This window comes from Cereibacter changlensis JA139 (genome assembly GCF_003034985.1).
In the GTDB taxonomy this organism is placed as follows: Bacteria; Pseudomonadota; Alphaproteobacteria; order Rhodobacterales; family Rhodobacteraceae; genus Cereibacter; species Cereibacter changlensis.
In genome coordinates this window covers 1-25925 of record NZ_PZKG01000055.1, presented here as the reverse complement: position 1 = coordinate 25925, position 25925 = coordinate 1, and the positions used below count along the sequence as shown (strand labels likewise).

At 67.2% G+C, this 25925-nt stretch carries 32 protein-coding genes, 1 tRNA gene and 1 other RNA gene; 19 read left to right on the top strand and 15 right to left on the bottom strand.

From position 1 onward, the window contains the following. The 13 genes from C5F48_RS25180 to C5F48_RS12900 all read left to right on the top strand — a co-directional run. The coding region (locus tag C5F48_RS25180; RefSeq protein ID WP_107664327.1) for a tape measure protein at positions 1-1742 on the top strand (1742 nt) is incomplete at its 5' end. Continuing rightward, complete coding sequence (locus C5F48_RS12955) at positions 1735-2145, top strand: phage tail protein (protein ID WP_107664326.1); 411 nt, start codon at positions 1735-1737, stop codon at positions 2143-2145. The genes C5F48_RS25180 and C5F48_RS12955, both read left to right, overlap by 8 nt. Then, positions 2142-2351 (top strand): tail protein X, encoded by a 210-nt coding sequence (locus C5F48_RS12950; RefSeq protein ID WP_107664325.1) that lies wholly within the window; start codon positions 2142-2144, stop codon positions 2349-2351. Before C5F48_RS12955 ends, C5F48_RS12950 begins: the two co-directional genes overlap by 4 nt. Then, positions 2348-3322: a phage late control D family protein gene (locus C5F48_RS12945; RefSeq protein WP_107664324.1), complete on the top strand. Its 975-nt coding sequence runs from the start codon at positions 2348-2350 to the stop codon at positions 3320-3322. Before C5F48_RS12950 ends, C5F48_RS12945 begins: the two co-directional genes overlap by 4 nt. Before the next feature lie 163 nt (positions 3323-3485). Next, positions 3486-4313, top strand: a complete 828-nt coding sequence (locus C5F48_RS26435) for a DUF2971 domain-containing protein (protein WP_107664323.1) — start codon at positions 3486-3488, stop codon at positions 4311-4313. Positions 4314-4344: 31 nt separating this feature from the next. Then, positions 4345-6135: an SIR2 family protein gene (locus tag C5F48_RS12935; RefSeq protein WP_170139698.1), complete on the top strand. Its 1791-nt coding sequence runs from the start codon at positions 4345-4347 to the stop codon at positions 6133-6135. Positions 6136-6486: 351 nt separating this feature from the next. Further along, a complete protein-coding gene (locus C5F48_RS12930) occupies positions 6487-6990 on the top strand; it encodes a type III secretion system chaperone family protein (RefSeq protein ID WP_107664321.1) in 504 nt (167 codons plus the stop codon). 31 nt (positions 6991-7021) lie between these two features. Continuing rightward, positions 7022-7843: a pyrroline-5-carboxylate reductase gene (gene proC, locus C5F48_RS12925; RefSeq protein ID WP_107664320.1), complete on the top strand. Its 822-nt coding sequence runs from the start codon at positions 7022-7024 to the stop codon at positions 7841-7843. Beyond that, entirely contained in the window at positions 7840-8175 is a 336-nt protein-coding gene (locus tag C5F48_RS12920) for a tRNA-binding protein (protein WP_107664319.1), read from the top strand. The genes proC and C5F48_RS12920 overlap by 4 nt, the downstream gene beginning before the upstream one ends. After that, positions 8172-9119: a 2-hydroxyacid dehydrogenase gene (locus C5F48_RS12915; RefSeq protein ID WP_107664318.1), complete on the top strand. Its 948-nt coding sequence runs from the start codon at positions 8172-8174 to the stop codon at positions 9117-9119. Before C5F48_RS12920 ends, C5F48_RS12915 begins: the two co-directional genes overlap by 4 nt. Positions 9120-9347: 228 nt before the next feature. Next, positions 9348-9423: transfer RNA gene (locus C5F48_RS12910), tRNA-Ala, on the top strand. A 145-nt stretch (positions 9424-9568) separates the two neighbouring features. Continuing rightward, positions 9569-9745, top strand: a complete 177-nt coding sequence (locus tag C5F48_RS12905; RefSeq protein ID WP_107664317.1) for a CTP synthetase — start codon at positions 9569-9571, stop codon at positions 9743-9745. A 27-nt stretch (positions 9746-9772) separates the two neighbouring features. Next, positions 9773-10282, top strand: coding sequence for a cytochrome b (locus tag C5F48_RS12900; protein ID WP_107664316.1), 510 nt, complete (start codon positions 9773-9775; stop codon positions 10280-10282). On the opposite strand, the gene C5F48_RS12895 is transcribed toward C5F48_RS12900, so the two are convergent. Beyond that, positions 10279-11046, bottom strand: a complete 768-nt coding sequence (locus C5F48_RS12895; protein ID WP_107664315.1) for an alpha/beta fold hydrolase — start codon at positions 11044-11046, stop codon at positions 10279-10281. The genes C5F48_RS12900 and C5F48_RS12895 overlap by 4 nt on opposite strands. 93 nt (positions 11047-11139) lie before the next feature. Here C5F48_RS12895 and C5F48_RS12890 point away from each other — a divergent pair, with 93 nt between their 5' ends. Continuing rightward, positions 11140-11511 (top strand): hypothetical protein, encoded by a 372-nt coding sequence (locus C5F48_RS12890; RefSeq protein WP_136794018.1) that lies wholly within the window; start codon positions 11140-11142, stop codon positions 11509-11511. Between the two features lie 37 nt (positions 11512-11548). Here the strand turns inward: C5F48_RS12890 and glyA are convergent, their stop codons facing one another. Further along, complete coding sequence (gene glyA, locus C5F48_RS12885) at positions 11549-12844, bottom strand: serine hydroxymethyltransferase (protein ID WP_107664313.1); 1296 nt, start codon at positions 12842-12844, stop codon at positions 11549-11551. 192 nt (positions 12845-13036) lie between these two features. On the opposite strand from glyA, the gene C5F48_RS12880 reads away from it, so the two are divergent. Further along, positions 13037-13801, top strand: coding sequence for an NAD kinase (locus C5F48_RS12880; protein WP_107664312.1), 765 nt, complete (start codon positions 13037-13039; stop codon positions 13799-13801). Positions 13802-13804: 3 nt separating this feature from the next. Here the strand turns inward: C5F48_RS12880 and C5F48_RS12875 are convergent, their stop codons facing one another. Together C5F48_RS12875 and pth are read right to left on the bottom strand one after the other, a co-directional pair. Then, positions 13805-14341, bottom strand: coding sequence for an AAA family ATPase (locus tag C5F48_RS12875; RefSeq protein WP_107664328.1), 537 nt, complete (start codon positions 14339-14341; stop codon positions 13805-13807). A 2-nt stretch (positions 14342-14343) separates the two neighbouring features. Beyond that, positions 14344-15063 carry an aminoacyl-tRNA hydrolase gene (pth, locus tag C5F48_RS12870; RefSeq protein ID WP_107664311.1) on the bottom strand — a complete coding sequence of 240 codons (720 nt, stop codon included), beginning with the start codon at positions 15061-15063 and terminating at the stop codon, positions 14344-14346. Positions 15064-15228: 165 nt separating this feature from the next. Here pth and hmuQ point away from each other — a divergent pair, with 165 nt between their 5' ends. Beyond that, entirely contained in the window at positions 15229-15543 is a 315-nt protein-coding gene (gene hmuQ, locus C5F48_RS12865; RefSeq protein WP_107664310.1) for a heme-degrading protein HmuQ, read from the top strand. A gap of 2 nt (positions 15544-15545) precedes the next feature. Here hmuQ and C5F48_RS12860 read toward each other — a convergent pair whose 3' ends face one another. Beyond that, positions 15546-15932 carry an ester cyclase gene (locus C5F48_RS12860; protein WP_107664309.1) on the bottom strand — a complete coding sequence of 129 codons (387 nt, stop codon included), beginning with the start codon at positions 15930-15932 and terminating at the stop codon, positions 15546-15548. A 91-nt stretch (positions 15933-16023) separates the two neighbouring features. Next, a complete protein-coding gene (locus C5F48_RS12855) occupies positions 16024-16635 on the bottom strand; it encodes a 50S ribosomal protein L25/general stress protein Ctc (protein WP_107664308.1) in 612 nt (203 codons plus the stop codon). 224 nt (positions 16636-16859) lie between these two features. Here C5F48_RS12855 and C5F48_RS12850 point away from each other — a divergent pair, with 224 nt between their 5' ends. Continuing rightward, entirely contained in the window at positions 16860-18002 is a 1143-nt protein-coding gene (locus tag C5F48_RS12850) for an MFS transporter (RefSeq protein WP_107664307.1), read from the top strand. Positions 18003-18131: 129 nt separating this feature from the next. Here C5F48_RS12850 and C5F48_RS12845 read toward each other — a convergent pair whose 3' ends face one another. The 7 genes from C5F48_RS12845 to C5F48_RS12815 form a co-directional block, all read right to left on the bottom strand. Continuing rightward, positions 18132-19295, bottom strand: coding sequence for an alpha-hydroxy acid oxidase (locus tag C5F48_RS12845; protein WP_107664306.1), 1164 nt, complete (start codon positions 19293-19295; stop codon positions 18132-18134). Between the two features lie 221 nt (positions 19296-19516). Further along, positions 19517-19928, bottom strand: an RNA gene (gene rnpB / locus C5F48_RS12840) — RNase P RNA component class A. Positions 19929-19939: 11 nt separating this feature from the next. After that, complete coding sequence (locus tag C5F48_RS12835; RefSeq protein WP_107664305.1) at positions 19940-20602, bottom strand: N-acetylmuramoyl-L-alanine amidase; 663 nt, start codon at positions 20600-20602, stop codon at positions 19940-19942. Position 20603: 1 nt separating this feature from the next. Next, positions 20604-21329, bottom strand: a complete 726-nt coding sequence (locus tag C5F48_RS12830) for a hypothetical protein (RefSeq protein WP_107664304.1) — start codon at positions 21327-21329, stop codon at positions 20604-20606. Between the two features lie 38 nt (positions 21330-21367). After that, complete coding sequence (gatA, locus tag C5F48_RS12825) at positions 21368-22846, bottom strand: Asp-tRNA(Asn)/Glu-tRNA(Gln) amidotransferase subunit GatA (protein ID WP_107664303.1); 1479 nt, start codon at positions 22844-22846, stop codon at positions 21368-21370. Next, on the bottom strand, positions 22843-23130 hold the full coding sequence (gatC, locus tag C5F48_RS12820; protein WP_107664302.1) for an Asp-tRNA(Asn)/Glu-tRNA(Gln) amidotransferase subunit GatC: 288 nt from the start codon (positions 23128-23130) through the stop codon (positions 22843-22845). Before gatC ends, gatA begins: the two co-directional genes overlap by 4 nt. 27 nt (positions 23131-23157) lie before the next feature. Beyond that, entirely contained in the window at positions 23158-23814 is a 657-nt protein-coding gene (locus tag C5F48_RS12815; RefSeq protein WP_107664301.1) for a ceramidase domain-containing protein, read from the bottom strand. 58 nt (positions 23815-23872) lie between these two features. On the opposite strand from C5F48_RS12815, the gene C5F48_RS12810 reads away from it, so the two are divergent. Next, positions 23873-24565, top strand: a complete 693-nt coding sequence (locus C5F48_RS12810) for a metal-dependent hydrolase (RefSeq protein WP_107664300.1) — start codon at positions 23873-23875, stop codon at positions 24563-24565. 15 nt (positions 24566-24580) lie between these two features. Here the strand turns inward: C5F48_RS12810 and C5F48_RS12805 are convergent, their stop codons facing one another. After that, on the bottom strand, positions 24581-24937 hold the full coding sequence (locus C5F48_RS12805; RefSeq protein WP_136793118.1) for a hypothetical protein: 357 nt from the start codon (positions 24935-24937) through the stop codon (positions 24581-24583). Between the two features lie 57 nt (positions 24938-24994). Then, positions 24995-25447, bottom strand: coding sequence for a nucleoside deaminase (locus tag C5F48_RS12800; protein WP_107664298.1), 453 nt, complete (start codon positions 25445-25447; stop codon positions 24995-24997). A 140-nt stretch (positions 25448-25587) separates the two neighbouring features. On the opposite strand from C5F48_RS12800, the gene C5F48_RS12795 reads away from it, so the two are divergent. Beyond that, positions 25588-25925: S4 domain-containing protein (locus C5F48_RS12795; RefSeq protein ID WP_146170594.1), on the top strand; the 338-nt coding region annotated here is incomplete at its 3' end.

Sequence of the window (25925 nt, the reverse complement as noted above, 5' to 3'; positions counted from 1 at the left end):
GCAAGGAGATCCAGCTCCTGATCGACGCGCTCGGCGAGGCCAACGCCGGGGCCTCGGCCGGCATGGCAGGGACCTGGTCGGGCATCATGTCGAACATCTCCGACCAGTGGACCCGCTTCCAGCGCATGGTGATGGGCAGCGGGCTCTTCGACTGGCTGAAGACCCGGCTGCAGGAGATCCTGGCGACGCTCGACGCCATGGTCGCCGACGGCAGCATGCAGCTCTGGGCCGACAAGCTCGCCGGGCTGATCCTGCGGGTGCTGACCGCGATCTGGGATTTTGGCCTGCGCGCGGTGGAGGTCTGGCAGGCGGTTGCGCCGGTGGTGCAGCGCGTCGTCGAGACCCTGGGCGGCTGGGATGTCGCCGGCTGGATCGTCCTCGGCGTGGCGATGCACGGGACAGTGCTGGGGCTCGCCGCCGGCCTCGGGACCATGGCGCTCGGCGCGCTGCAGGCCGGCTGGGGCATCTTGTCGATGCTCGCGCCGATGAACCTCGTCCGCACCGCGGCGCTGGCCTGGATCGGCATGGGCCTCCTCGCCGCGGTCTCCGCCCTTGCCGTCGCCGGGCTCTGGATCTGGCGCAACTGGTCGGGGCTCACCGCCTTCTTCCGCAGCTTCGGCGCGGCCTTCCGCTCCGCCATGGGGCCGGCCGCGCCGATTCTCGACCGCGTGGTCGCGCGGATCGAGGGGCTCTGGGCTTGGGTGCAGCGTCTGACCGGCCCGGTCGATGAGAGCGGCGAGAGCTGGATCCGCTGGGGCCGCGCCACGGGCGAGGCGGTCGGCCGCATCGTGCGGGCGACCACCGAATGGTCGGCCGCGCATCCGCGGCTCATGATGGGCCTCGGGGCCGTGCTGGCTGCCCTTGGGCTGATCCGGCTCCTGATCACGCCCGTCACCGCCGCCTGGCGCATCCTCACCGCCGTGGCCTCGGCCCTGGGCGCGGTGCTGGGCTTCGTCGCCCGGGCGGTGCTCTTCGTCGGCCGCGCGCTGCTGCTCGCCGGCCGCGCCATGCTCGCCAACCCGATCCTGCTGGTGATCGCCGCCATCGCCGGCGCGGCCTATGTGATCTACCAAAACTGGGACGGCTTCGTCGCCTACTTCCGCGGCAAGATCGACCGGGTGCGCGACGCCTTCGAGGAGGGCCTGATCCGCGGCGCGCTCACCTGGATCTCGGAGATGAACCCGTTCCGGCTCATGCTCGAGGGCGCGGTGAACTTCACCGAATACCTGACCGGCTGGGATCTCGGCTGGATCAGCGAGATGATCGAGAACGCCTTCAGCATTGATCTCTATGACGCGGGCGTGGCCATGATTCAGAGCCTCTGGAACGGCATCCGCTCGAAGATCGGCCAGATGGCGGAATGGGTGAAGGCGCAACTCAGCGCCATGATGCCGGAATGGCTGTCGGGGATGGTGGCCAGCCCGGCCGCGCCGGCTGCAGGCGGTGACCCTGCCCCGCCGGGCCGCGCCCTTGGCGGGCCGGTGCGCGCCGGCCAGCTCTACCGCTGGCGGGAGGAGGGCCGCGAGCTCTTCGTGCCGCGCACCGACGGCCAGGTGATCTCCACCCGCCAGCTCCGCGGAGCCGCCGCCCCCGCCGCCCCGCGGATCTCGGTCGGCGGCATCACCATCAACGCCGCGCCGGGCATGTCGCCGGCCGATGTCGCCCGCGCCGTCAGAAAGGAACTGGCGGCGATGGCGCGCGAGACCGGCTTCGCCCTGAACGACGGAGGCGACTATGCCTGACCTCGGCCTGAGCCTCGTGATGATGGCGCTCGGGGCTTTCCGCTTCGGCGTGAACCGGGCAAGCTACCAGAGCTTCACCCGCTCGGCCTCCTGGCGCTGGGAGCAGCAGGACCGCTTGGGTCGCGCCCCCGCCCTGCAATACCTCGGCCCCGGGGCCGACGAGATCAGCCTTGAAGGGGTGATTTATCCGCACTTCAAGGGCGGTTTGCGGCAGATCGAGCTGATGCGTCAGGTCGCCAACCTCGGCCAGCCGCAGATCCTGGTCGACGGCCTCGGCTGGGTCTGGGAGCGCTGGGTGATCACCGCCGTCGAGGAGCGCAAATCGCTGTTCCTGGCCGACGGCGCGCCCCGCAAGATCGAGTTCACCATCGGCCTGACGGCCTACGGCATGGATCTGGCATGACGAGCTACAGGACAATCGACGGCGACGTGCTGGACGCGATCTGCAAGGCCGAGCTCGGCTCCGAGGCGCATGTGCCGGCGGTGCTGGAGGCCAACCCGCATCTGGCGGATCTCGGGCCGGTCTACCCGGCCGGGATCCTGATCACCCTGCCGGCCGTCACCGCTACGGTCGCCACGGGCGCGATCCGCCTCTGGGGCCGCACATGATCCCGGCCTTCCGCATCACGGTGGCCGGCGAGGACGCCACCGCCCGCATCGCCGACCGGCTGCTGAGCCTGGTGATCACCGACGAGGACGGCTCGAAATCCGACCGGCTGGAGCTGGAGCTCGACGACCGCGACAGCCGCCTCGCCTTCCCCGACATCGACGCCAGGCTGGAGGTCTCGCTCGGCTGGAAAGGCCAGCCGCTGAGCTTCATGGGCGTCTACGCCGTCGACGGCGTCTCCGGCGCCGGCCCCTCGCAGACCATGCGGATCACCGCCACCGCCGCCGACATGAAAGGCGAGATCCGCGCCCCGAGGACCCGGGCATGGGAGGGCAAGACCTTGGCCCAGATCGTCAGCACGATAGCAGGCGAGGCCGGGCTGAAGCCGGTCGTCGGCGAGAGCGTGGCCAGCAAGCGCTGGGACTACATCGCCCAGACGGCCGAATCGAACCTGCACTTCCTGAGCCGGATCGCCGCCACGCTCGACGCCACCGCCAAGCCGGCCGGCGGCGCGCTCCTCGTCCAGCGCCGCGGCGAGGGCAGGACCGCCGCCGGCGACGCCCTCACCCCGCCCGAGATCCCACGGCATCGCTTCTCCGACTGGTCCTGGTCATTCGAGGGCCGCAGCGTCTATCGCGCGGCCGAGGCCGAATGGATCGAGACCGGCAGCGGGGTGACGCACAAGGTGAAGGTCGGCTCTGGAACCCCGGTGAAGAAGATCCGCCATGTGCATGCGACGAAGGACGAGGCGATGCGGGCGGCGGAGGCGGTGCTCTCGGGCGCGGGCCGCAGCGCCATGACGCTGGAGGCGACGCTGGCCGGCTTCGAGCCGCGGCTGATGGGCGGGGCCTCGGTGAAGGTGGCGGGGCTTCGGCCGGAACTGGTGGGCGAGTGGCACTTGGAGCGGGTGACGCACCAGCTCAGCGGGGCCGGGCTGGTGACCGCGTTCCGGGGGAGGAAGGATAGGGAGTAAAGGCACAGTATATGCGCCATAATGAGTGAGAAAACTATCGCTTATTGTTCTTGCCCCGCCGAGGCGAGCATGGCTAGGATGATAAAGTTCACTGGAGGATTGGGTTTGAAGCACCTGAGAACCAGTCGCTCGTGCAATTATCAGAGACCACTGAGATGACAAGATGAGTGCGGTCGAGCCGGAACAACTTCACCATTACTGCTCGCCCTCAACTTTTCTTTCGATAGTTTTGCGCAAACAGTTTTGGCTAACATCCCTCACACAGTCTAACGACCATGCTGAGGGCATTTGGTGTCTACAGCAGTGGCTCAACGCATATCAAACAAAGAACCATAACCTCACGTACGAAAGAAGGGGAGCAAAGGAAGCTGCGATAGCCTCAATGCGGGACCACGTAGCGCTTGGAGCCTGCTTTTCCGAAGAAAGGGATTTGCTCAGTCAGTGGCGAGGGTATGCAGCTGACGGTGCAGGGTTCTCATTGACTTTCAGAACACACAGCCTCTCAAGAATTTCCAGAGAAAATAGAGACGGGAAAGCTCTGCTCGATAGAGTGAGATACGGTCAGTCAGATCGAAGCTTCTTACAAGCAGCCTTTTCAGACCTCTATCAGGCATTTCGGAAAGATGCTCAATCCTACGCTGAGTCAAATGGGACAGGAAGTATGTCCATTGACAACTCTATTGAATCACGCTCCCTAAAACGCGAGGCTGTGACAAAACTGTTTTTATTTAAGGACGGGAGCTTTTCCGAAGAAAAAGAATGGCGCATCTTAAGTGTATGCCCTCCCCAGGAAATTTCGGGCCTTGAGTATCGAGAATTGCGGAACGTTATCTCTCCCTTTCTTCGACTTGACTTCCCCCCATCATCACTGACAGCAGTAACGCTTGGGCCAACCAACAAAACTCCCGACGAGATCGTAAAGCAACTGCTTTACACGAATGGCTTTGATTGCCAGGTTCACCGCAGCCGCACCCCCTACCAATCGCGCTAATCGTCGCCACCCCATACACAAGGACCTCAATGTGAGTACGCTAGCGGATCCCGCAACGAAGATTGCATTCTCTATTCACGAAAATAAGGGGGTATTTGCGCTCTTGCTTGGGTCGGGACTATCGCGCTCTGCAGAAATCCCCACCGGCTGGGAAATAACATCAGACTTGGTGCGGCGCATAGCAGTAGCGCAAGGCGTGGAGGAGCAATCCGACTGGCACAAGTGGTATCACGAAACATACAAACAAGAGCCCGACTATTCGCAAATTCTCGGAGAAATTGCCAGTACGCCAGACGAAAGGCGCTCGATTTTACACGGCTATATTGAGCCGAGCGCTTCAGATCGAGAAGAAGGAAGGAAAACACCCACAGCAGCACACAAGGCAATTGCTCAGTTAGTGCGCGATGGATTTATCCGCGTCATCATAACGACCAACTTTGATCGACTTCTGGAAAATGCGCTCCGTGAGGTCGGAGTTGAGCCCACAATTGTTAGCTCTTCAGATGCACTGCGCGGTGCAGAACCCTTGGCCCATACAGGATGTTACATTCTAAAAATTCACGGAGACTATAAGGACGCGAGAATTCTCAACACTGAAGAGGAGCTATCCGCCTATCCCGCTGAATACAACGCTGTCCTCGATCGAATCCTCGACGACTATGGCCTTATCGTCTGCGGATGGTCAGGGGAATGGGACCACGCGCTGCGATCGGCGATTCTGCGGGCCCCTAACCGGCGTTACCCACTGTTTTGGGCTTCTCGCGGCGAACTGGGTCCCAATGGCCGCGAACTTTGCAATAGCAGAAAAGGCATGGAGATAAAGATAGAAAGCGCTGACGCCTTTTTTACTACTCTGGCAGATCAAATTACGACAATACGCGAGACACAGAGACAGAATCCTGCAGAGACCGCTTTACTGCTTGAAAGAGCGAAGCGCTACATGAGCCGCACTGAATATCGCATAAAGTTCTCTGATTTGGTCGATCAAGAAGTGTGGAAAGTCATAGATCGTTCAAACGATGAAGACTTTTCCTGTCAGGGCGCGGTAAGTTCCGAAACTGTAATGCAGCGCATTAGATTGCACGAGTCCGCTGGGGAAGGTCTCGTTAAGATCAGCGGTCTGACCGGTGTGTGGGGCGATGAAGAACAAATAAGAACCATCGCGAATGCAATAAAGACGCTGTGGGCTGCTCTTCAAGCAGATCGCAATGGCATGGTGGTGCTCCTCAATCTGCGCGGCTACATTCCGGCTCTAATGAGTCACGCCTGCATACTGGGCTTGATAAAAAATTCGAGATGGAAAGAGCTTCGAAGCTTCTGGAAGAACGAACTTCCCTGCGACCGCCACCACACCGAAACCTTCTTGGACGACTTGTCGCCTTTAGGATGGAGGGGAAGTGACAAAGCAATATGGTCACTCTTGCCTGGCCTTGAAAACAGACATACGCCGTTTTCTGACCATATATACGAACTTTTCGACAGCTCTCATCGGACTTTTCTGGGGAGCTTACCAGACTTTGCTACGTTACACCTTCTTAGTGAAGTGCTCCCTGCGATATTCGCCCTAGAACACTATAGCGTAAAGGAACTCGAAGAGGAGCTCGCCAAGCCACAGGGCTTCGGTCAGTCGTACATCCGGCTACCCGTATGGGGACGGATGGGCTGGAGTCGGTGGCCAACTGATCGAGTATTGACACAGATCGAGTCCGTCGCCTTCTCGACTGAGCTTGCGGAAGCAGGCTTTATAGGTGGAAGCCCAGACGGCGTACGATTTGCCGCGCAGAATGTTCGGCGAGCCATAGGAAGGTTGCACTGGTACTGACACAGACGCGCTGCGGGATTCAGAGGATGCGGCCCTTAGAGCGACCTGAGCTAGGGTACTAACGACTTCATCTGCCGCAGGGAAAACACGCCGGTCGAGCGCTCAAGTCGTTAGACCTCGAAAAACTGCTGCTGCCAACTTTGGTGTCCCGTCCTGCCGATTTCAGTGTCCCGCTACACCCGTCCTGCCGATTTCAGTGTCCCGCTACACCCGCTACCCACCACATTCCCACCTTCCCCTCCGCCCCCACCACATATAGTATGCCCTCAACCAGCCTTACGCCTCAGCTTGCCCGAGGCCCTGCTGCTTGTGGATAACTGCCCTCCGGGGGCATGATGGAGAGGATGGGCGATGTCGCTTTCGGAAGACTACCTGTCAGGCGCCGAGATCCACCCGATCGACATCGTCGAGACGCTGGCCGAGCACAACGAGTGGGAATTCGACCGGCTTACCGACGACCAGATCGCCATGGCCGTCGAGGGCCAGTGGCGCACCTATTCGCTCACCCTCGCCTGGTCGCCGCAGGACGAGACGCTGCGGCTGATCTGCACCTTCGAGATGGAGCCGCCGACGCACCGGATGGGCGAGCTCTACGAGGTGCTGAACCGCTGCAACGACATGGTCTGGACCGGCGCCTTCACCTATTGGGCCGAGCAGAAGCTGATGGTCTGGCGCTACGGGCTCCTGCTCTCGGGCGGGCAGATCGCGGGCGCCGAGCAGATCGACCGGCTGATCGGCAATGCGGTGATGGCCGCGGAGCGGTTCTACCCCGCCTTCCAGATGGTCGCCTGGGCCGAACATACCCCCGCCGACGCCATGAATGTCGCCATTGCAGAGGCTTACGGCCGCGCCTAGTCTGAGCCCCGGATCTGTCCCGGGGGAAAGAATGGAACTGTCAGAGGTGAACCGCCGCGGTCTGGGGCTCTTGGGCTGCGGCAAGATGGGCTCGGCCCTGCTCGAGGGCTGGCTGGCGCGCGGGCTGGCCTTGTCGGCGGTCTGGGTCACTGATCCGCATCCCTCCGACTGGCTGCGCGGCCTCGCCGCCAAGGGGCTGCGGCTGAACGAGGGCCTGCCCGCCTCTCCCGCCATCGTGCTGATCGCGGTGAAACCGCAGATGATGGCCGAGGCGCTGCCGACGCTCACCGCCTTGGGCAACGGCAGCACGCTGTTCCTGTCGGTGGCTGCGGGCACCTCGATCGCGCATTACGAATCCGTGCTGGGCGCTGGGACGCCGATCGTCCGGGCCATGCCCAACACCCCCGCCGCCGTGGGCCGCGGCATCACCGCGCTGATCGGCAATGCCCACGCCAGCGCCGAACAGCTGGCGCTGGCCGAGACGCTGCTTTCCGCCGTCGGCCAGACCGTGCGGCTGGAGACCGAGGCGCAGATCGACGCGGTGACCGGCGTCTCCGGCTCGGGCCCGGCCTATGTCTTCCACCTGATCGAGGCGCTGGCCGCCGCGGGCGAGGCCGAGGGCCTGCCGCCCGCGCTCGCCATGCAGCTCGCCCGCGCCACGGTGACCGGCGCCGGAGAGCTCGCCCACCGCGCCCCCGACAGCGCCGAGCAGCTGCGCGTCAACGTGACCTCCCCCGGCGGCACCACGGCCGCCGCGCTGAAGGTGCTGATGGACCCGGAGACTGGCTTTTCCCCCCTGCTGCGCCGCGCCGTCAAGGCCGCCGCCGACCGCGGACGGGAGCTTGGCCAGTGAGCATCACTTACGACGATTTCGCCAAGCTCGACATCCGCGTCGGCCGCATCACCCGCGCCGAACCCTTCCCCGAGGCACGCAAGCCCGCCTTCAAGCTCTGGGTCGATTTCGGCGGCGATCTGGGCGAGAAACGCTCCTCGGCGCAGATCACCCGGCATTACACGCCCGAGACGCTGATCGGGCGGCAGGTGCTGGCGGTGGTGAACTTCCCGCCCCGGCAGATCGGCAAGGTGCTCTCCGAAGTGCTGGTGCTGGGCGTGCCCGATGCCGATGGCGAGGTGGTGCTGATCGGCCCCGACCATGCGGTGCCCGATGGAGGGCGGCTGTTTTGACCCGGCTCCTCATCACCCGCCCGCTGCCCGAGAAGGTGATCGAGGCCGCCCGCGCCCGCTTCGACGTGACGCTGCGGGCCGAGACGACGCCACTCACCCCGGCGGAACTGCGCGCCGCGCTCCACTATGACGCGGTGCTGCCGACGCTGGGCGATCTCTTCCGCGCCGAGGTCTTCGCCGACGTGCCCGCGCCCAAGGCGCGCATCCTCGCCAATTTCGGCGTCGGCACCAACCATATCGACATCGCCGCCGCCCGCGCCGCCGGGCTCGCCGTCACCAACACCCCCGGCGCCGTCACCGACGCCACCGCCGACATCGCCCTCACGCTGATCCTGATGACCGCCCGCCGCGCCGGCGAGGGCGAGAGGCTGGTGCGCTCCGGCCAATGGCAGGGCTGGCACCCGACGCAGATGCTCGGCATGCATGTCACAGGCCGCAGCCTCGGCATCATCGGCATGGGCCGGATCGGCAAGGCCATCGCCCGGCGCTGCCACCATGGCTTCGGCATGGAGGTGCGCTTCTTCAACCGCTCCCCGGTCGTCGACCCCGGCCTGCCCGCCCGCCAGACCGATCTGGCCGAGACGCTCGCCGCCGATATCGTCGTCGTGGCCGTCCCCGCCACCCCCGCCACGCATCACCTAATCGACGCGGCGGCGCTGGCCCGGATGCGGCCCCACGCCCTGCTCATCAACATCGCCCGCGGCGACATCGTCGACGAGGCGGCGCTGATCGAGGCGCTGCAACAGGGCCGCATCGCCGGCGCCGGCCTCGACGTCTACGAACACGAACCCACCGTGCCCGAAACGCTGACCGCAATGCAGAACGTCACCCTCCTGCCGCATCTCGGCACCGCTGCGCTCGACGTGCGCGAAGCCATGGGGATGATGGCGCTCGACAACCTCACCGCCTTCTTCGACGGGCGCGACCCGCCCCATCCGGTCTGACCCCCGGGTTTCTTCTTGGCGAAAATACTCCCGCCGGAGGCGCCCGCAGCCGGCCCCGCAGACCTGCGCCGGCAAACCGCGGCGCCCGAAGCCACCCTGTCGCGGCAGCGCCGGGCGAGGGGCCTCGATGGCCCCGAGCCCGGCTCCCCCCGGCCGGGCAAAACCCCTGCCCTCCCGCACAGCAGTCTCTTGACATCCGCCCGCCGCTGGGCCAGATAGCAGCCCGTTGGGGTCGTAGCTCAGTTGGGAGAGCGCGTCGTTCGCAATGACGAGGTCAGGGGTTCGATCCCCCTCGACTCCACCAGATTTCCCTCGCATAGCCTGCCATGGGCGCAGCTTTGCCGCCCCCCCACAACGGCACGCAAAATTTCCCCTCCGCCTGATCCGCATCAAATCGCGCCGCCCGGCGCCTCGGGCAGGATGCGCGCAGAGACCCTGCGGAGGCTGACATGCTGCGTCTGACCATGATCCTGTTTTCCATGATCTCGACCACGCTGATGGGCGTCGGGATCGTCATCGCCCTGACCACCGGCCATGACAGCCTGCGGCCGATCCTGCTGGCTGCGGCAATTGGCTTCGTGCTGGCCGTGCCGGTCAGCGCCATCATCGCGCGCAAGCTGGCCTGATTCCGCGTCAGCGCGAAAGGACCCGTCATGCGCAAAGCCAGACCCGCCGCCTTCTCGCCGATGCAGATCCGGCTGCACTGGATCGTCGCGGCGCTCGTCGTCTTCCAGTTCCTGTTCAACGCGCCGATGCGCTGGACATGGGAGGCGCAGCAGCGCGGCGAGGATCCGGGATTCAGCCTGCTCGCTTGGCTGCATGTCGCGGTCGGCTTGGTAATCGGGATTCTCGTGATCTGGCGCATCGTGCTGCGCTTCACCCATGGCGCCCCCGGCCCGATCTCGCCGCTCGACACCGGCGAGAAGAGCCTCGCGCAATTCGTCGCGACCGAGACGCAGGTCTTCCTGCTGTTTGCGCTCTTCGTCGTGCCCGTCAGCGGCGCCGTCGCCTGGTTCAAGGGCATCCCGCTCGCGGGGGCGCTGCATGCCGATCTGAAGCTTCTGATCCTCGCGCTGGTCGGCGTGCATGTGCTGGGGGCGCTGGCGCACAAATTCGTGCTGCGCGACGGGCTGATGGAGCGGATGCGCCTGCCGCGCGACTAGGACAGGAAGACCCGCAGCGTCTCCTCGAACTCGCGCGGCTTCTCGGCATGCAGCCAATGCCCCGCTCCGGGGATCTTCGCAAAGCGCGCCGCCGGAAACAGCCCGCGGATCGTCTCGCGATGCTCCGGCAGCACATAGCGCGACTCGCCCCCGCTGAGGAACAGCACCGGCCCCTCGAACTGCCCCGACACCTCGGGCCAGCCGAGGATCTGCGGCATCTCCTGCCGCAGCACCGGCAGGTTCAGCCGCCAGCGCGGCGGGTCGGCCTTGAGATCCAGCGACTGCAGGAAGAACGCCCGCAGCGCCGCATCGTCCAGCAGCGCCGCCAGCCGCCGGTCCGCCTCGCCGCGCGTGGTGACGCCGGCGAGGTCCAGCGCCTCCATCGTGTCGATATGCTGGCGCTGGTCATGGCCGTAGCCCACGGGCGCGATATCGGCCACCACCAGCCGCCGCACCCGCTCCGGCCGCGTCAGCGCCAGCATCATCGCCGCCTTGCCGCCCATTGAATGCCCGACCACATCCGCCAGCCCGCCCTGCGCCTCGATCACCTCGGCCAGATCGGCGGCCATCTCGGGATAGCGGTGCACCTCCGACCAGGGGCTCGTGCCGTGGTTGCGCATGTCCACCGCCAACACGTCGCGGCTGTCGGCCAGCCGGCGGGCGATCACCCCCCAGTTCCGCGCCGAGCCGAACAGGCCATGCGCGATCAGCAGCGGGGGAAGGCCCGAAGGCCGCTCGGCGGGGTGGATCACTGTGGTCAGCATGTCCCGGTGATAGCCGCTTGGCCGTCGATCCGCCAGACAGGTTGAAGAAGCCCCGGCCTGCGCCTAATCTCCGGGCGAAGCAGCGAGGCGCAGATGAGTGCAGTGACGATACAGCAGATGGCCGCCCGCGTGGCCGGGCTGATGGAGGAACGGCTGCGCATCCGCGGCCGCGGCCTGCCCGAGAAGATGCAGCGCGGCGGCAAGCGCCTGCCCCGCCGGGTGCGCCGCGCCGGCGAGAAGCTCTCAGAGGCCTCGGTGATGGCGCAGAACCCGCGGCTGCTGATGCAGCTCGACCACGCGGCGATTGCCACCGCCTATGACATCTGCGTCCGCTACCTGTCCGGGCTGAACCGCTGGGAGAGGCTGCGGCTGTACCTTCTGAACTTCGCCGCCTCGACCCTGCTCATCGTGCTGGTGGTCGGCGGGCTCTTCGCCACGGTGCTGAAGCTGCGCGGCGATCTCTGAGGCGGGCGCGGAGGCTGACCCCCGCGCCCTGCCGGTCTCACAGCGTCGGATACAGCGGGAACTTGCCGCAGAGCGCCTCGACCTTGGCCTTCACCGCGGCTTCCACCTCGGCATTGCCCTCTTCGCCATTGGCCGCCAGCCCGTCGACCACCTCGACGATCAGCCGGCCGATCTCGCGGAACTCGGCCTCGCCGAAGCCGCGCGTCGTGCCCGCCGGGGTGCCCAGACGCACGCCGCTCGTCACCATCGGCTTCTCCGGGTCGAAGGGGATGCCGTTCTTGTTGCAGGTGATATGCGCCCGGCCCAGCGCCTTCTCGGTCGCATTGCCCTTCACGCCCTTGGGGCGCAGGTCCACCAGCATCACATGCGTGTCGGTGCCGCCGGTGACGATGTCGAGCCCGCCCTTCATCAGCTCGTCGGCCAGCGCCTGCGCGTTCTTCACGACCTGCGCGGCATAGCTCTTGAACTCGGGACGCAGCGCCTCGCCGAAGGCCACGGCCTTGGCGGCGATCACATGCATCAGCGGCCCGCCCTGGATGCCCGGGAAGATCGCGGAGTTCACCTTCTTGGCGATCTCCTCGTTGTTGGTCAGGATCATCCCGCCGCGCGGCCCGCGCAGGGTCTTGTGCGTCGTAGTGGTCGCGACATCGGCATGGGGGAAGGGCGAGGGATGCTGGCCACCGGCCACCAGACCCGCAAAATGGGCCATGTCCACCATGAGATAGGCGCCCACCATGTCGGCGATGGCGCGGAACCTGGCGAAGTCGATCTGCCGCGGAATGGCCGAGCCGCCGGCGATGATCAGCTTCGGCTTGTGCTCCTTGGCCAGCGCCTCCACCTGATCGTAGTCGATCAGGTTGTCCTGCTGGCGCACGCCATACTGGATCGCGTTGAACCACTTGCCCGACTGGTTCGGCGCCGCCCCATGCGTCAGGTGCCCGCCCGAAGCCAGCCCCATGCCGAGGATGGTGTCGCCCGGCTTGATCAGCGCCTGGAACACGCCTTGGTTCGCCTGGCTGCCCGAGTTCGGCTGAACATTGGCGAAGTCGCAGCCGAACAGCTGCTTGGCCCGCTCGATCGCCAGCGTCTCGGCCACGTCGACCCAGTCGCAGCCGCCGTAATAGCGCTTGCCCGGATAGCCTTCGGCATATTTGTTGGTCATCACCGACCCCTGCGCCTCCATCACGGCGCGGCTGACGATGTTCTCGCTGGCGATCAGCTCGATCTCGTCGCGCTGACGGCCGAGCTCACCGGTGATCGTCGCATAGAGCTCGGGGTCACGGGAGGACAGGCTTTCGGTGAAAAAGCCGGCGTCGCGGTGCGGGGCGTTCATGGGCGTCTCCTGATCGGATGCGGGGTTGGGGGTATTTAGAGCATCCCTTGCGCCACAGAAAGGCAAGAAAACGACGCATGGCCCGGTTTGCGCGAAATCGGCTTGCGCGGCGGCCCCGCGCGGCCCACGGCAGGGGTTGAGTTTGCCCGCCCCGCCCGCCAAGACTGGGCCCAACCTAACGGAGACTGCCTCATGGCGCATCTGCGCATCGCCTTCACCGCCAGCCCCGCGCCCGTCGCGCAGGAGGCTCTGGCGCAGCTGGTGGCGCGCTACGGCCAGTGCCCGCTTCCCGAGGCCGATGTCATCGTGGCGCTCGGCGGCGACGGCTTCATGCTCCAGACCCTGCACGAGACGCAGAGCCTCGACATCCCGGTCTACGGCATGAACCGCGGCACCGTCGGCTTCCTGATGAACGCCTACCAGCCCACCGGCCTCTCCGACCGCGTGGCGCAGGCTGTGGAGGAGGTCATCAACCCGCTGGCGATGACCGCCGTCACCGACAGCGGCGAGGTGCATCACCGGCTCGCCATCAACGAGGTCTCGCTGCTGCGCGCCGGCCCGCAGGCGGCCTGGCTGCAGATCTCGGTCGATGGCCGCGTGCGTCTGCCGGAACTCGTCTGCGACGGCGCGCTGGTCGCCACCCCGGCCGGATCGACCGCCTACAACTATTCCGCGCATGGCCCGATCCTGCCGATCGGGGCGGATGTGCTGGCGCTCACCGCCATGGCCGCCTTCCGCCCCCGGCGCTGGCGCGGCGCGCTCCTGCCCAAGACGGCGCTGGTGCGTTTCGACGTGCTCGACGCCGAAAAGCGCCCGGTGATGGCCGATGCCGATGGCCGCTCGGTGCGCGACGTGGTCTCGGTCGAAATCCGCTCCGAACCCAAGATCCGCCACCGCATCCTCTTCGATCCCGGCCACGGGCTCGAGGAACGGCTGATCCGCGAGCAGTTCGTCTGAGACTCAGCGCCGCAGCGCCGCCTCGACCTGCGCCACCAGCCGCTCCGTCGCCTCGGCCCCGTCCAGCCGCAGCACGGGCAGGTTCAGCCCCGCCAGCCAGGCCTCGTGCCGCGCGCGGCTCCGCCCCTCGAACCCCGGCCGGTCATAGCCCCGCGCCCACTCGGCAAAAGCCAGATGCGCCGCGTGCATGTCGCCGCCCGGCGCGATCCGCGCGCCGTAACGCTCCGCCTCGCGCCGCGCCAGCCGCGCCATCCGCACCTCCTCCGGCGCGGTGAGGAAGACCACCAGCGAGACCTCCTCGATCAGCGCCTCGCCCCAGCCGAGGAACGACCCGGCCATGACCCAGCCCTCCGGCGGCAGCGCCGCCCGGACCGAGGCCAGCCGCTCGGCGGGCGCGCGTTTCGTGGTGAAGGGCGGATCGGTCGGCAGCCAGTAGTGGTCATCCACATCGACCAGCGCCACCCCGAGCGCCGCTGCGAGGCCGCGCCCCAGCGTGCTCACGCCAGTACAGGAAGCGCCGGTAAGGTGAATCCGCGCCATGGTCATCGGAACCGATCCGCCAGCCGCTGCAACGCATTGCGCGTGTCTGGCTCCGCGGCAGGCTCCGGCGCCCCGGTCGCAGCGTCCGGCTTCGCCCTGCCCTCCGGCTTCGGCTTCGCCCCGCCCTCCGGCCGCGTCCCGGTCGAGCTGCGCGGCGGCGCCACCCGCAGCGCCACCATGTTCAGAAACCGCGCGCCATCGCCCTCGGCCAGATGCACTGCCCCGTCGGAGATCCCGCGCAGCAGATCGTCCAGCCAGCCCTGCTCGGCCTTGGCGAAATCGCTCAGCACATAGTTCGCCACCGCATCCTTGTGCCCCGGATGGCCGATCCCCAGCCGCACCCGCCCGTAAGCCTCGCCGATATGCTGATGCATCGAGCGCAGCCCGTTGTGCCCGGCATGGCCGCCGCCCTGCTTCACCTTCAGCTTGCCCGGCGCCAGATCCAGCTCGTCATGGAACACCATCACATCGGCAGGCGTCAGCTTGTAGAAGCGCATCGCCTCGCCGACCGCCTGGCCCGAAAGGTTCATGAAAGTCTCGGGCTTCAACAGCATCACCTGCTCGCCCCCCAGCCGCCCCTCGCTCACCAGCCCGCGGAACCGCGCCTTCCACGGCCCGAAGCCGTGATCCGCCGCGATGGCATCCACCGCCATGAAGCCGATGTTGTGCCGGTTGCCCGCATATTTCGCGCCGGGATTGCCGAGGCCGACGAAGAGTTTCATGCCGATGCTCCGTGAAAGGCCCCGTGAAAGGTTCCGTGAAAGCCGCCCGCGCTATCTACGGGCGGCCCTCCTGCCCTGCAAGTCTTGACCTTGCCCTCAGGCGCGCGCCACAGTGCGGCGGCCAGCCTCCGCCCGCCCTCTTCCCCACAGCCGAAGGATGCCGCGATGTATCTCACCATGAACCGCTTCCGCGTGAAACCCGGGCAGGAGACCGCCTTCGAGACGGTCTGGAAAAGCCGCGACAGCCAGTTGCCGCAGGTGCCGGGCTTCGTCTCCTTCCACCTGATGCGCGGCCCGTCGAAGGAGGACCACACCCTCTACGCCTCGCACACCCTCTGGGAGTCGGAAGAGGCCTTCACCGCCTGGACCAAATCCGAGGCCTTCCGCACCGCCCATCGCGGCGCGGGCGGCAATGCCGATCTCTACGCCGGCCCGCCGGAGCTGGAGATCTTCGCCTCGGTCCAGCACATCGCCGCCTGAGCTCACAGCTGCGCGGCGATGGCCCCGGTGTCGATGACCGAGCGCACGTCATGGATCAGCCCGTCGCGGTAGGCGTAGAACACGTTCTCGGCAAAGCGCACCCGCCTGCCGTTCACCGCCAGCCCGAACAGCTCTCCGACCGGGGTGCAATCGAAGGCCAGTCGGCTCGCCACCTGCGGCGGGTCGGCCAGCAGCAGCTCGATCCGGAAGACGAGATCGGGAATGGCGCGGAAATCGCCCTCCAGCATCGCGAGATACCCTGCCAGCCCCAGCGCCCGCCCGTTGTGCCGCACCTCGGGATGCACGAACCGTCCCAGCACGGCCCAGTCCTGCCGGTTCAGGCAGTCGAGGTAGCCGTGGTAAAGAGTGCAAAGCGCGTTCCGGTCCATCCGCCGACCCTAACGCGCGCGCCCGCCCCCGCAAATGAAAAAAGCGGGAGCCTTCGCCCCCGCGTTCCCCGAAACGTCCTGTCGAAAAGGCTCAGGCCTCTTCGGCGGTCTCTTCATTGTCCGCCGACCGCAGCCCCGACGGGGCCGAGATGTTGGCGATCACGAAGTTCCGGTCGATGGTCGGAACCACGCCTTCCGGCAGCACGACATCCTGGATGTGGATGACATCGCCGATGTTCTTGCCGGTCAGGTCGACGGTGATGTGGTCCGGGATTTCCCCGGCCAGCACGTCGAGCTCGACTTCCGGGCGCACCACGGTGAGCGTGCCGCCACGCTTCAGCCCGGGGGCGTCGGCATGGTTTTCGAAGGTCACGTGGATGAACAGGTTCACCCGGCTCGTGCGGCGCAGGCGCATGAAGTCGACATGCGTCGGCAGGTCCTTCACCACGTCGCGCTGGACGCCGCGGCAGATCACGCGCACGTCTTCCTGACCTTCAACCTTCAGGTTGAACAGGGTCTGGAGGAAACGGCCTTTCTTCAGCCGGTTCAGCAGCGTGTTGTACTTGATGTTGATGGACAGCGGCTCTGCGCCACCACCATAAACGATACCGGGTACGTAGCCCTCACGACGAGCTTGACGAGCGGCCCCCTTGCCTGTCCCCGTCCGTACCTCGGCGTGAAAATCCGGGATTTCACCAGCCATTGAGGTTCTCCATATGTAAAGCGCCCCATCCTCCAAGGGTGCATGGGCGCGCGAGACGGGCCTATAGGGCAGATTCCCCCCCAAGGGAAGCGCCAAACGCGCGCCCCTTCCGCAATCACTGAAGGAAATCCGCCACGCAGGCCGGATTCCGCCCCTGCCGCGCCGCTCCCGTCCTTCACCCCGGTCGCAGTCTCGGCTAGACCGGGGCTCAACCGGAGTCTCCCATGTCCCTCCTCGCCCCTGCCCGCATCGCGCGCGCCCCGCTCGCGTCCTTCTCCGCGATGGGCCTCGTCTGGGGCAGCTTCGCCGCCGTCCTGCCCGACACCAAGGCGATGCTCGGCGTGACCGAGGCGCAACTGGGCCTCCTGATGCTCGCCGCCCCGATCGCCGCCGTCAGCGCCATGCTCGCCGCGCCCCATACCGGCACGCTGCTCGGCCGCCTCGCCCTGCCGGCGGCGACCCTCGCCATGGCCGCGGCCTTCCTGCTCCCCGGCCTCTCCCCGACGCTCTGGATCTTCGCCCTGGCCTTCGCCGCCTGCGGCGCCACCACCGGCACGCTCGACGTGCTGATGAACGCCCGCGTGGCGGTCTTGGAGAACGAGCGCGGCCTGCATCTGATGAACCTCTGCCACGCGGTCTACTCGCTCACCTATGCCGCAGCCGCGCTCGGCACCGGCCTCGCCCGCGGCGCCGGCTGGACCCCGGGCATGATCCTCGTCGCCACCGGCCTCACCGCCGGCCTCATCGCCCTCGCCGCCTTCGAACGCGACGGCACCATCCGCGGCCTCACCCGGCAGAACGGCGCCGCCCACAGCGCCCTTGGGCTCGGCCCGCTGATCGGCGGCGCCATCGTGATGATCGCCTTCCTGTCGGAGAACGCCGCCGAATCCTGGTCGGCCCTGCATATCGAGCGCACGCTCGGCGGCTCGCCCACCCAGGGCAGCCTCGGCCCCGCGGTCATCGCCATCACCATGGGGCTTGCCCGGCTCGCCGGCCAGGGCCTCATCGCCCATATCAGCCCGGCGAAGCTGCTGCGCGGCGGCGCGCTCACTGCCGGTCTCGGCGCAGTGATCGCCGCCTCGGCCGTCAGCCCGCCGATGGCCTATGCCGGCTTCATCGTCATGGGGCTCGGCGCCTCGGTCATCGCCCCCACGGCCTTCTCGATGGTCGGCCGCAACGCCGCCCCCGAGGCCCGGGCCCGCGCCGTGGCCCGCGCCACGCTCTTCGGCTATTTCGGCTATTTCTTCGGCCCGCCGACCCTCGGCTTCATCGCCGGCGCCTTCGGCCTGCGCGCCGCCTTCGGCTTTGCCGCACTGGCGCTCCTCAGCGTGCTGATCCTCGCCCCGCTCATGGCCCGCCGCGGCTGATCCCGGCGTCTTGCCGAGGCAGGCGCAGGCCAGCCCCACGCACACGGCCCGCCGCCCTGCCCAATTCTTCGCAGAAGAATTGCCTCCTTCCTGACGGGAAAATTCTTCGCAGAAGAATTTTCCCCGCCCTCAGGCCCAGTCGCCCTCGAACCCCCGCGGCACCAGCAGGTTCTCCCGCCGGAGCGCCTTCACGTTCTTCTCGCCGCAGAGCGCCATCGAGATGTCGAGCTCCTTGCGGATCACCTCCAGCGCCTGCCGAACCCCCTCCTGCCCCATCGCGCCCAGCCCATAGATGTAGGACCGGCCGATATAGGTGCCCTTCGCCCCCAGCGCGAGCGCCTTCAGCACGTCCTGACCCGAGCGGATGCCGCTGTCCATATGCACCTCGATCCGGTCGCCCACCGCCGCCACGATCGAGGGCAGCATGCGGATCGCCGAGACCGCCCCATCGAGCTGCCGTCCGCCGTGGTTCGACACCACGATCGCATCGGCGCCGAAATCCGCCGCCAGCCGCGCGTCATCGGCGTCGAGGATCCCCTTCAGGATCAGCTTGCCGCCCCACTGGTCGCGGATCCGGGCGATCTTGCTCCAGTCGAGATGCGGGTCGAACTGCTCCGAGGTCCAGCTCATCAGGCTCGAGGTATCGCCCACCCCCTTGGCATGGCCGACGATATTGCCGAAGGACCGGCGCTTCGTCTTCAGCATCTCCAGCCCCCAGCCCCATTTGGTCGCGAGGTCGAGCATCACCGGCAGCGTCAGCTTCGGCGGCGCCGAAAGCCCGTTCTTCAGATCCTTGTGCCGCTGGCCGAGGATCTGCAGATCCAGCGTCAGCACCAGCGCCGAGCAGTTGGCGGCCTTGGCCCGGGCGATCATCCCGTCGACGAACTCCTCGTCCTTCATCACGTAAAGCTGGAACCAGAACGGCTTCGTCGTATGCGCCGCCACATCCTCGACCGAACAGATCGACATGGTCGACAGCGTATAGGGCACGCCGAAGGCCTCCGCCGCCCGCGCCGCCTTGATCTCGCCATCCGCCGCCTGCATGCCCGTCATGCCCACCGGCGCCAGCGCCACCGGCATCGCCACGGGCTGCCCGATCATCTCGCTGGCGGTGGACCGCCCCGACATGTCGACCGCCACCTTCTGCCGCAGCCGCAGCGAGGCGAAATCCGAACAGTTGTCGCGGAAGGTCTGCTCGGTATAGCTGCCGCTCTCGCAGTAATCGAAGAACATCTTCGGGGCCCGACGGCGGTGCATCCGCTTCAGGTCTTCGATGCAGGTGACGACGGCCATGGAACACCTCTACGCTGGAGCGGTCAGTTTTCCTTACCAATCGCCGCGAGCGAGATCAATCGGCGCGTGCTGCATCGGGCGCCCGTTTCAAGGCGTTTCGTCGCGGCGAAAGCACGAGCCGGCAATGCGCCGGCCGGTCGCATCACATCCTGCTGCACATCAACGGCGCGGGTTCCCCCAAGCCGTTGATCGGAAAAACGTTTACAGTGCCGAAAATGAAGATGCGCGGATGGCCTGTAAGCCGGATTTTGTTCCGGGAGTCGCCTCCCTTCGATGACCATTCCTCTGGCCCCGCCGTTACCGACGGGATCTGGCTGCCAACCCGGGCCTCTGGGCTGAAGCGTCCCTGCGGCGATATCCGTTGCCGGATCAGCCCGCGCGAGGCCCCTATTCGGCATTGCTCCGGGTGGGGCTTGCCGTGCCGTCCCTGTTGCCAGGTCCGCGGTGGGCTCTTACCCCACCGTTTCACCCTCACCGTGGAAGACGCCGGAGGCGAACCTCCGACACCACGGCAGACTCTTCTCTGTGGCGCTTTCCCTCGGGTTGCCCCGGCCGGGCGTTACCCGGCACCCTTGCCTCATGGAGTCCGGACTTTCCTCGCGCCTTGCGGCTCGCGGTCATCCGGCCATCCGCGCGTGGCGGGCTTACGCCGCCCCCCGCGCCCCGTCAACGGGAAAGCGCCGGGCGAGGTCGGCGGCCAGCGCCGCATCCGCCGCATCGAGCGGCCCCCGCGCCCAGGGACGGAAGCGCAGCCGGAAAGCGGTCAACAGCAGATCAGGCGCCACCTCGGGATAGCCGTAAGCCCTGGCCGAGGTCTCGAAATCCCCAACGGTCTCGCCCGCCTCCGGCCAGACCGAAAGCCCGGCCAGCGCCAGCCTGCGCCAGTCGAAGCGCGGGCCGGGGTCGGACTTGCGCCCCGGCGCCATGTCGGAATGGCCGATGATCCCCTCGGGCCGGATCGCCCAGCGCGCCATGATCTCGGGCAGCAGCCGCTCCAGCGCCGCCATCTGCGCTGCTGCAAAAGGCTCCGCCCCGCGGTTGGCCAACTCGATCCCGATGGAGCGCGAGTTCACATCCTCCGCCCCGCCCCAGCTGCCCGCCCCGGCATGCCAGGCGCGCAGCTCTTCCGGCACCAGCGCCAGCACCTCGCCGCGCTCGGATATCAGGTAATGCGCCGAAACCTCCGCCGCCGGGTCGCACAGCCGCTCGCGCGCCGCCTCGAAGCTGCTCATGGCCGTGTAATGCAGCACGATGAGAGAGGGCAGCACGCCGCCCCGCCGAGGCCCGCAATTGGGCGACAGGCTCACCTCAGTTGCGGAACGGGCGCGGATCCCAGCCGCAGGCATAGCCGTCGCCATCCGGGTCGAGACCCTTGCGGTCGCGGGTCGGCCCGCCGGAGGCGAGGAAGGCCTCCTGCGCCAGATCGGGCGAGGCGAAGCCAGCGCAGGCGGCGCCGGGGTTGGTCAGCCGCAGCGACGAGCGCTTGTACATCGGCGTGCCCGGCGCATGGCTGGTCGAGAGCGCGAATTGCACGATGTTCGGCCCCTCGGTCCCGCTGCGCTGCGGCAGCGGCGTCGGCGGGATCACCTGGTATTGCGCGCGGTTCTGCGCGATGCGCTCGGCGTCGCTCTGGATCGTCTCGCGCGCCGAGACGGCGGCGAAGTCGTTCTCGTCCGAGATGCCGACATGGTTCGGCTGCATCTCGCCCATCTCCTCGCGGATGCCCATCGGCGCATTGCCGCGCGGGCGGGCGCCGCTGTTGGCCTCCAAGGGCGCGGCATAGGGCGTCGCCGTGGCCGAGGAGAAATTGCCGCCCTCGGCGTTGTTGATCGCCGAGCCGATGGCCTCGGTCGAGAACACCGGGGCCGGGGGAGCGCCCAGCGGGGCGCCGGTCTGGCCGGACTGGCCCGACAGCTGCGCCTCGCGGCTCTGCATGTAGCTGCCATAGCTGCCGAGTTCGGCGCCGGATTGCGGCGCCGGCGGCGCGCAGGCGGCAAGGCTCGAGGCAAGCAGAACGGCAAGGGGCGCACGCATCAGACGAATCCCGCTAGATCAAAGGTCAAAGGCGGCCATTACCACCATTTCGACGGCTTGGCCACAAAGCCTGCCGCCTGTTCAAGCACATGGGCGTGATTGAGCAGATCGCCCTCTTCCCACGGCCGGCCGATCAGCTGCAGCCCCAGCGGCAGCCCTTTCGCATCGAGCCCGACCGGCACCGAAACGCCCGGCAGACCCGCGAGGTTCACCGTCACGGTGAACACGTCGTTGAGATACATCTGCACCGGATCGGCGCTGGCCATCTCGCCCAGACCGAAGGCCGAGGACGGCGTGGCCGGCGTCAGGATCGCGTCGATCCCGTCGGCGAAAGCCAGCTCGAAGTCGCGCTTGATCAGCGCCCGCACCTTGCGCGCCCGGTTGTAATAAGCGTCGTAGAAGCCCGCCGACAGCACATAGGTGCCGATCATCACCCGGCGCTGCACTTCCTTGCCGAAGCCCTCGGCGCGGGTCTTCTCGTACATCTCGGTGATGCCGTCGCCCTGCGCCAGCCTGGCGCGGTGGCCATAGCGCACCCCGTCATAGCGCGCGAGGTTCGACGACGCCTCGGCGGGCGCGATGACGTAATAGGCCGGCAGCGCGTACTTGGTATGCGGCAGGCTGATGTCGACGATCTCGGCCCCCGCATCCTTCAGCATCTCGCGGCCCTTGGCCCAGAGCGCCTCGATCTCGTCCGGCATGCCGTCCATGCGGTATTCGCGCGGAATGCCGATCTTCTTGCCGCGGATGTCGCCGGTCAGCGCCGCCTCGAAATCCGGCACCGCCAGTTCGGCGCTGGTCGAATCCTTGGGGTCATGCCCGCTCATCGCGCCGAGGAAGATCGCCGCGTCGCGCACCGATTTCGTCATCGGCCCCGCCTGATCGAGGCTGGAGGCAAAGGCCACCACGCCCCAGCGGCTGACCCGCCCGTAGGTCGGCTTGATCCCGACGATTCCGGTGAAGGCCGCAGGCTGCCGGATCGACCCGCCGGTGTCCGTCCCGGTGGCGCCAAGACACAGATCCGCCGCCACGGCCGAGGCCGACCCGCCCGACGATCCGCCCGGCGTCAGGCGGCGCTCGTCCACCTTCCACGGGTTGACCACATCGCCATAGCAGGAGGTCTCGTTCGACGAGCCCATGGCGAATTCGTCCATGTTCAGCTTGCCCAGCATGACCGCGCCCGCATCGAACAGCTTCGTCGTCACGGTGGACTCATACTCGGGCTTGAAGCCCTTGAGGATGTTCGACGCCGCCTGCGACGCGACACCCTTGGTGCAGAACAGATCCTTGATCCCCAGCGGGATGCCGCACATCGCCGGCGCATCGCCCGAGGCCAGCCGCGCATCCGCCGCCCGCGCCTGCTCCAGCGCGATCTCCGGCGTCTTGTGCACGAAGGCGTTCAGCGGGTCGCCCGCATCGATCGCCGTGAGGCAGGACATCGTCAGATCGACCGCCGTCAGCTCGCCCTTGCGCAGCGCGTCGCGCGCCGCCGCAATCGTCAACTCGTTCGCGTTCATTCCACCACCTTCGGCACCGCAAAGAAGCCTTCCCGCGCATCCGGCGCATTGGCCAGCACCTTGCCCTGGATGTCGCCATCCGTCACCACATCCGCCCGCCGCTTCAGCCGCATCGGCGTGACCGAGGTCATCGGCTCGATGCCGTCCACGTCGACCTCGTTCAGCTGCTCCATGAAGGTCAGGATGCCGGAAAGCTCACCCGCCAGGGCCGGAAGATCGGCCTCTTCCACTCGGATACGGGCCAGATGCGCCACCTTGCGCGCGGTATCGATGTCGATGGACATGGGAGGACTCCGCTTGTTTCGCCCCGTTTATCCGCGAGGGGAGAAGGCTGCAAGCATGTGCCGCCGGTAAACCTCGATCATCCACCCGAGCATCGCGGCGTTCATGAGATGCCAGAGGAAATGCGTGCCCCCCGGCAGCGCCCCGCAGAGCGGCCCGTCGAGCGACCGCGCCAGCAGCGACAGGCACAAAAGCCCCGCGCCGATCGCCAGCCCCCGCGCCGTTCGGGGCGCCCGCCGCCGCCGCAGCAGCGCATAAAGCAGGATCAGCACCGGCACCGGCGCATAGCCCGCCGAAGACCCGATCCCCGGCACCAGCCGGAACACGGGCAAGAGCGCCGCCGTCCAGGGAAAGACCCCCAGCGTCAGGAGCCCCGCCTGCCAGAAGCGCAGGCCCAGCATGTCGCGGCTCGCGGCGAAGACATAGAGCAGGATGAACCCGAGGATCGGCAGCACGTCCATCAGCCCGGTCAGCCGGTTGGCATGGGTGTGGAACAGCCAGGACCCGACCCCGATCACCCCCAGCACCAGACACATCGCCCGCGCCAGCGGCAGCCCCCGCACCCGCCGCCACATGAGAATCGCCGCCAGCACGAAGGCCAGATTGGTCAGCGCATTCACGGGCTCGGCCCAATATCCCGGCCCCAGCCGCTCGCAATAGCCGTCCACCGCCTGCAACCAGCCCATTTACCTCGCCCCCGTCTGCCCTAGACTAGACAGTCGACAAGCAACACAAGGGACGCAAATGAAAATCACCTGGCTCGGCCATTCCAGCTTCCGCATCGAGATCGAGGACGCCGTTCTGCTGGTGGACCCCTGGCTCACCGGCAACCCGATGTTCCCGCAGGACCGCCGCGCCGAGGCGCTGTCCGGCGCGACCCATATCCTGCTGACCCACGGCCACGGCGACCACGCCGGCGACGCGCTCACCCTGTCCAAGGAACTCGGCGCGCCGCTGGTCGGCATCTATGACCTGATCAGCTGGTGGCAGGAAAAGCACGGCGTCGAGGGCATCGGCTTCAACAAGGGCGGCACCGTCACGCTGAACGGCGCCAAGGTCACCATGGTGAACGCGGTGCATTCCTCCTCGGTCAGCTCCGACAACGGCCCGGTCTATGCCGGCGCCGAGGCGGGCTTCATGATCGCCGGCGAAGACCACGTGATCTACCTCTCGGGCGATACCGACATCATGGCCGACATGGGCTGGATGGGCGAATACCACAAGCCGGACATCGGCATCCTGTCCTGCGGCGGCCATTTCACCATGGACATGGACCGCGCCGCCTTCGCCGCGAAGAAATACTTCGACTTCAAGACGCTGATCCCCTGCCACTACCGCACCTTCGCCGCGCTGGAGCAGAACGCCGACACCCTGCGCGCCGCCCTGCCGCTGGCGCGGGTGATCGAGCCCGAGGTGCTGCAGCCGATCGAGGTCTGACCGGCGCCGCCCGCCTCAGCTGCCGGTCTTGCACTCCGGATTGCCGTAGCGGGCGGCACAGGCCCGCACGGTGCAGGCCTCGATCTGCACGTCGCGCCGCGACGACAGGACATCCACCGTCTCCACCGCCGTATAGGGGATGGAGATGGTGGTCATCACCTGCTGGCAACTGGTCTGGTTGCCCACCGTGGTGCAATTGGTCTGCCCGGTCGGGCGCTGCTCGTAGCGCACCCGCTCCACAAGCTGCTGTTCATAGCGCGGCGGGATCTTCTGCTGCCACTCGGCCCGGCACAGCGACTGCTCGGCGCGATACTCCGGCGTGCCGCAGGACCCCAGCAGCACCAGACCCAGAAATCCGCAAGTCACGCGCATGATCATCCCTTTCACCCCGAGCGTCTGACGCCAGAACGCCCGCGCCGCGGGCCCAAGTCAACCCTGGCGCCGCGCGGCAAAAAACCCCCGCAACAGCGCCGCCGCCGCCTCGCCGGCGATGCCGTCATAGACCTCCGGCACATGATGGCATTGCGGATGGGCGAAGACCCGCGCCCCCTGCGCCACCCCGCCGGATTTCGGATCGCCCGCCCCGTAATACAGCCGCCCGATCCGCGCCGCCGCGATCGCCGCCGCGCACATGGCGCAGGGCTCCAGCGTCACGTAAAGGTCGCAACCGGTCAGCCGCTCGCCGAAGATCCCGCAGGCCGCCCGGATCGCCAGCATCTCGGCATGGGCCGTGGGGTCGCGCATCTCCCGCGTCCGGTTGCCGGCCCGCGCCAGCACCGCGCCGTCGGGGCCCACCACCACCGCCCCCACCGGCACCTCGCCGCGGGCGGCGGCGGCGCGCGCCTCCTCCAGCGCGAGACCCATATGACTGCGGAAGTCCATCCCGCCCTGATGCCGAAACACCCCCGTCAAATCAAGCCGCCTTGCCCTTTCGCCTTCGGACAAATATCCTCCGGGGGCCCGGGGGGTGGAAAACCCCCGGCGCGTTCCGCTGTCGGAACTCCTCCAGTCCAGGACCCTCCATGACCGAAGCGACCAAACCCGAAGGCGAGCGCATCGCCAAAGTCCTCTCCCGCGCAGGTGTCGCCTCGCGGCGCGAGGCCGAGCGGATGATCGAGATCGGCCAGGTCGCGGTGAACGGCAAGGTGATCGACAGCCCGGCGCTGAACGTGACCGCCGCCGACCGGATCACCGTGGATGGCAAGCCGCTGGCGGCGCCCGAACCGGCGCGGCTCTGGCTCTATTACAAGCCCGAGGGCCTCGTCACCTCCGCCTCCGACGAGAAGGGCCGCGACACGGTCTTCGACCACCTGCCCGAGGACATGCCCCGCGTCATGTCGGTCGGCCGGCTCGACCTCAA

Coding starts and splice junctions, on each gene's coding strand:
- C5F48_RS12955 (WP_107664326.1), top strand. CDS start 1,735: ATGCCTGACCTCGGCCTGAGCCTCGTGATGATGGCGCTCGGGGCTTTC.
- C5F48_RS12950 (WP_107664325.1), top strand. CDS start 2,142: ATGACGAGCTACAGGACAATCGACGGCGACGTGCTGGACGCGATCTGC.
- C5F48_RS12945 (WP_107664324.1), top strand. CDS start 2,348: ATGATCCCGGCCTTCCGCATCACGGTGGCCGGCGAGGACGCCACCGCC.
- C5F48_RS26435 (WP_107664323.1), top strand. CDS start 3,486: ATGAGTGCGGTCGAGCCGGAACAACTTCACCATTACTGCTCGCCCTCA.
- C5F48_RS12930 (WP_107664321.1), top strand. CDS start 6,487: ATGTCGCTTTCGGAAGACTACCTGTCAGGCGCCGAGATCCACCCGATC.
- proC (WP_107664320.1), top strand. CDS start 7,022: ATGGAACTGTCAGAGGTGAACCGCCGCGGTCTGGGGCTCTTGGGCTGC.
- C5F48_RS12905 (WP_107664317.1), top strand. CDS start 9,569: ATGCTGCGTCTGACCATGATCCTGTTTTCCATGATCTCGACCACGCTG.
- C5F48_RS12900 (WP_107664316.1), top strand. CDS start 9,773: ATGCGCAAAGCCAGACCCGCCGCCTTCTCGCCGATGCAGATCCGGCTG.
- C5F48_RS12895 (WP_107664315.1), bottom strand. CDS start 11,046: ATGCTGACCACAGTGATCCACCCCGCCGAGCGGCCTTCGGGCCTTCCC.
- C5F48_RS12890 (WP_136794018.1), top strand. CDS start 11,140: ATGAGTGCAGTGACGATACAGCAGATGGCCGCCCGCGTGGCCGGGCTG.
- glyA (WP_107664313.1), bottom strand. CDS start 12,844: ATGAACGCCCCGCACCGCGACGCCGGCTTTTTCACCGAAAGCCTGTCC.
- C5F48_RS12880 (WP_107664312.1), top strand. CDS start 13,037: ATGGCGCATCTGCGCATCGCCTTCACCGCCAGCCCCGCGCCCGTCGCG.
- C5F48_RS12875 (WP_107664328.1), bottom strand. CDS start 14,341: ATGGCGCGGATTCACCTTACCGGCGCTTCCTGTACTGGCGTGAGCACG.
- pth (WP_107664311.1), bottom strand. CDS start 15,063: ATGAAACTCTTCGTCGGCCTCGGCAATCCCGGCGCGAAATATGCGGGC.
- hmuQ (WP_107664310.1), top strand. CDS start 15,229: ATGTATCTCACCATGAACCGCTTCCGCGTGAAACCCGGGCAGGAGACC.
- C5F48_RS12860 (WP_107664309.1), bottom strand. CDS start 15,932: ATGGACCGGAACGCGCTTTGCACTCTTTACCACGGCTACCTCGACTGC.
- C5F48_RS12855 (WP_107664308.1), bottom strand. CDS start 16,635: ATGGCTGGTGAAATCCCGGATTTTCACGCCGAGGTACGGACGGGGACA.
- C5F48_RS12850 (WP_107664307.1), top strand. CDS start 16,860: ATGTCCCTCCTCGCCCCTGCCCGCATCGCGCGCGCCCCGCTCGCGTCC.
- C5F48_RS12845 (WP_107664306.1), bottom strand. CDS start 19,295: ATGGCCGTCGTCACCTGCATCGAAGACCTGAAGCGGATGCACCGCCGT.
- C5F48_RS12830 (WP_107664304.1), bottom strand. CDS start 21,329: ATGCGTGCGCCCCTTGCCGTTCTGCTTGCCTCGAGCCTTGCCGCCTGC.
- gatA (WP_107664303.1), bottom strand. CDS start 22,846: ATGAACGCGAACGAGTTGACGATTGCGGCGGCGCGCGACGCGCTGCGC.
- gatC (WP_107664302.1), bottom strand. CDS start 23,130: ATGTCCATCGACATCGATACCGCGCGCAAGGTGGCGCATCTGGCCCGT.
- C5F48_RS12815 (WP_107664301.1), bottom strand. CDS start 23,814: ATGGGCTGGTTGCAGGCGGTGGACGGCTATTGCGAGCGGCTGGGGCCG.
- C5F48_RS12810 (WP_107664300.1), top strand. CDS start 23,873: ATGAAAATCACCTGGCTCGGCCATTCCAGCTTCCGCATCGAGATCGAG.
- C5F48_RS12805 (WP_136793118.1), bottom strand. CDS start 24,937: ATGCGCGTGACTTGCGGATTTCTGGGTCTGGTGCTGCTGGGGTCCTGC.
- C5F48_RS12800 (WP_107664298.1), bottom strand. CDS start 25,447: ATGGACTTCCGCAGTCATATGGGTCTCGCGCTGGAGGAGGCGCGCGCC.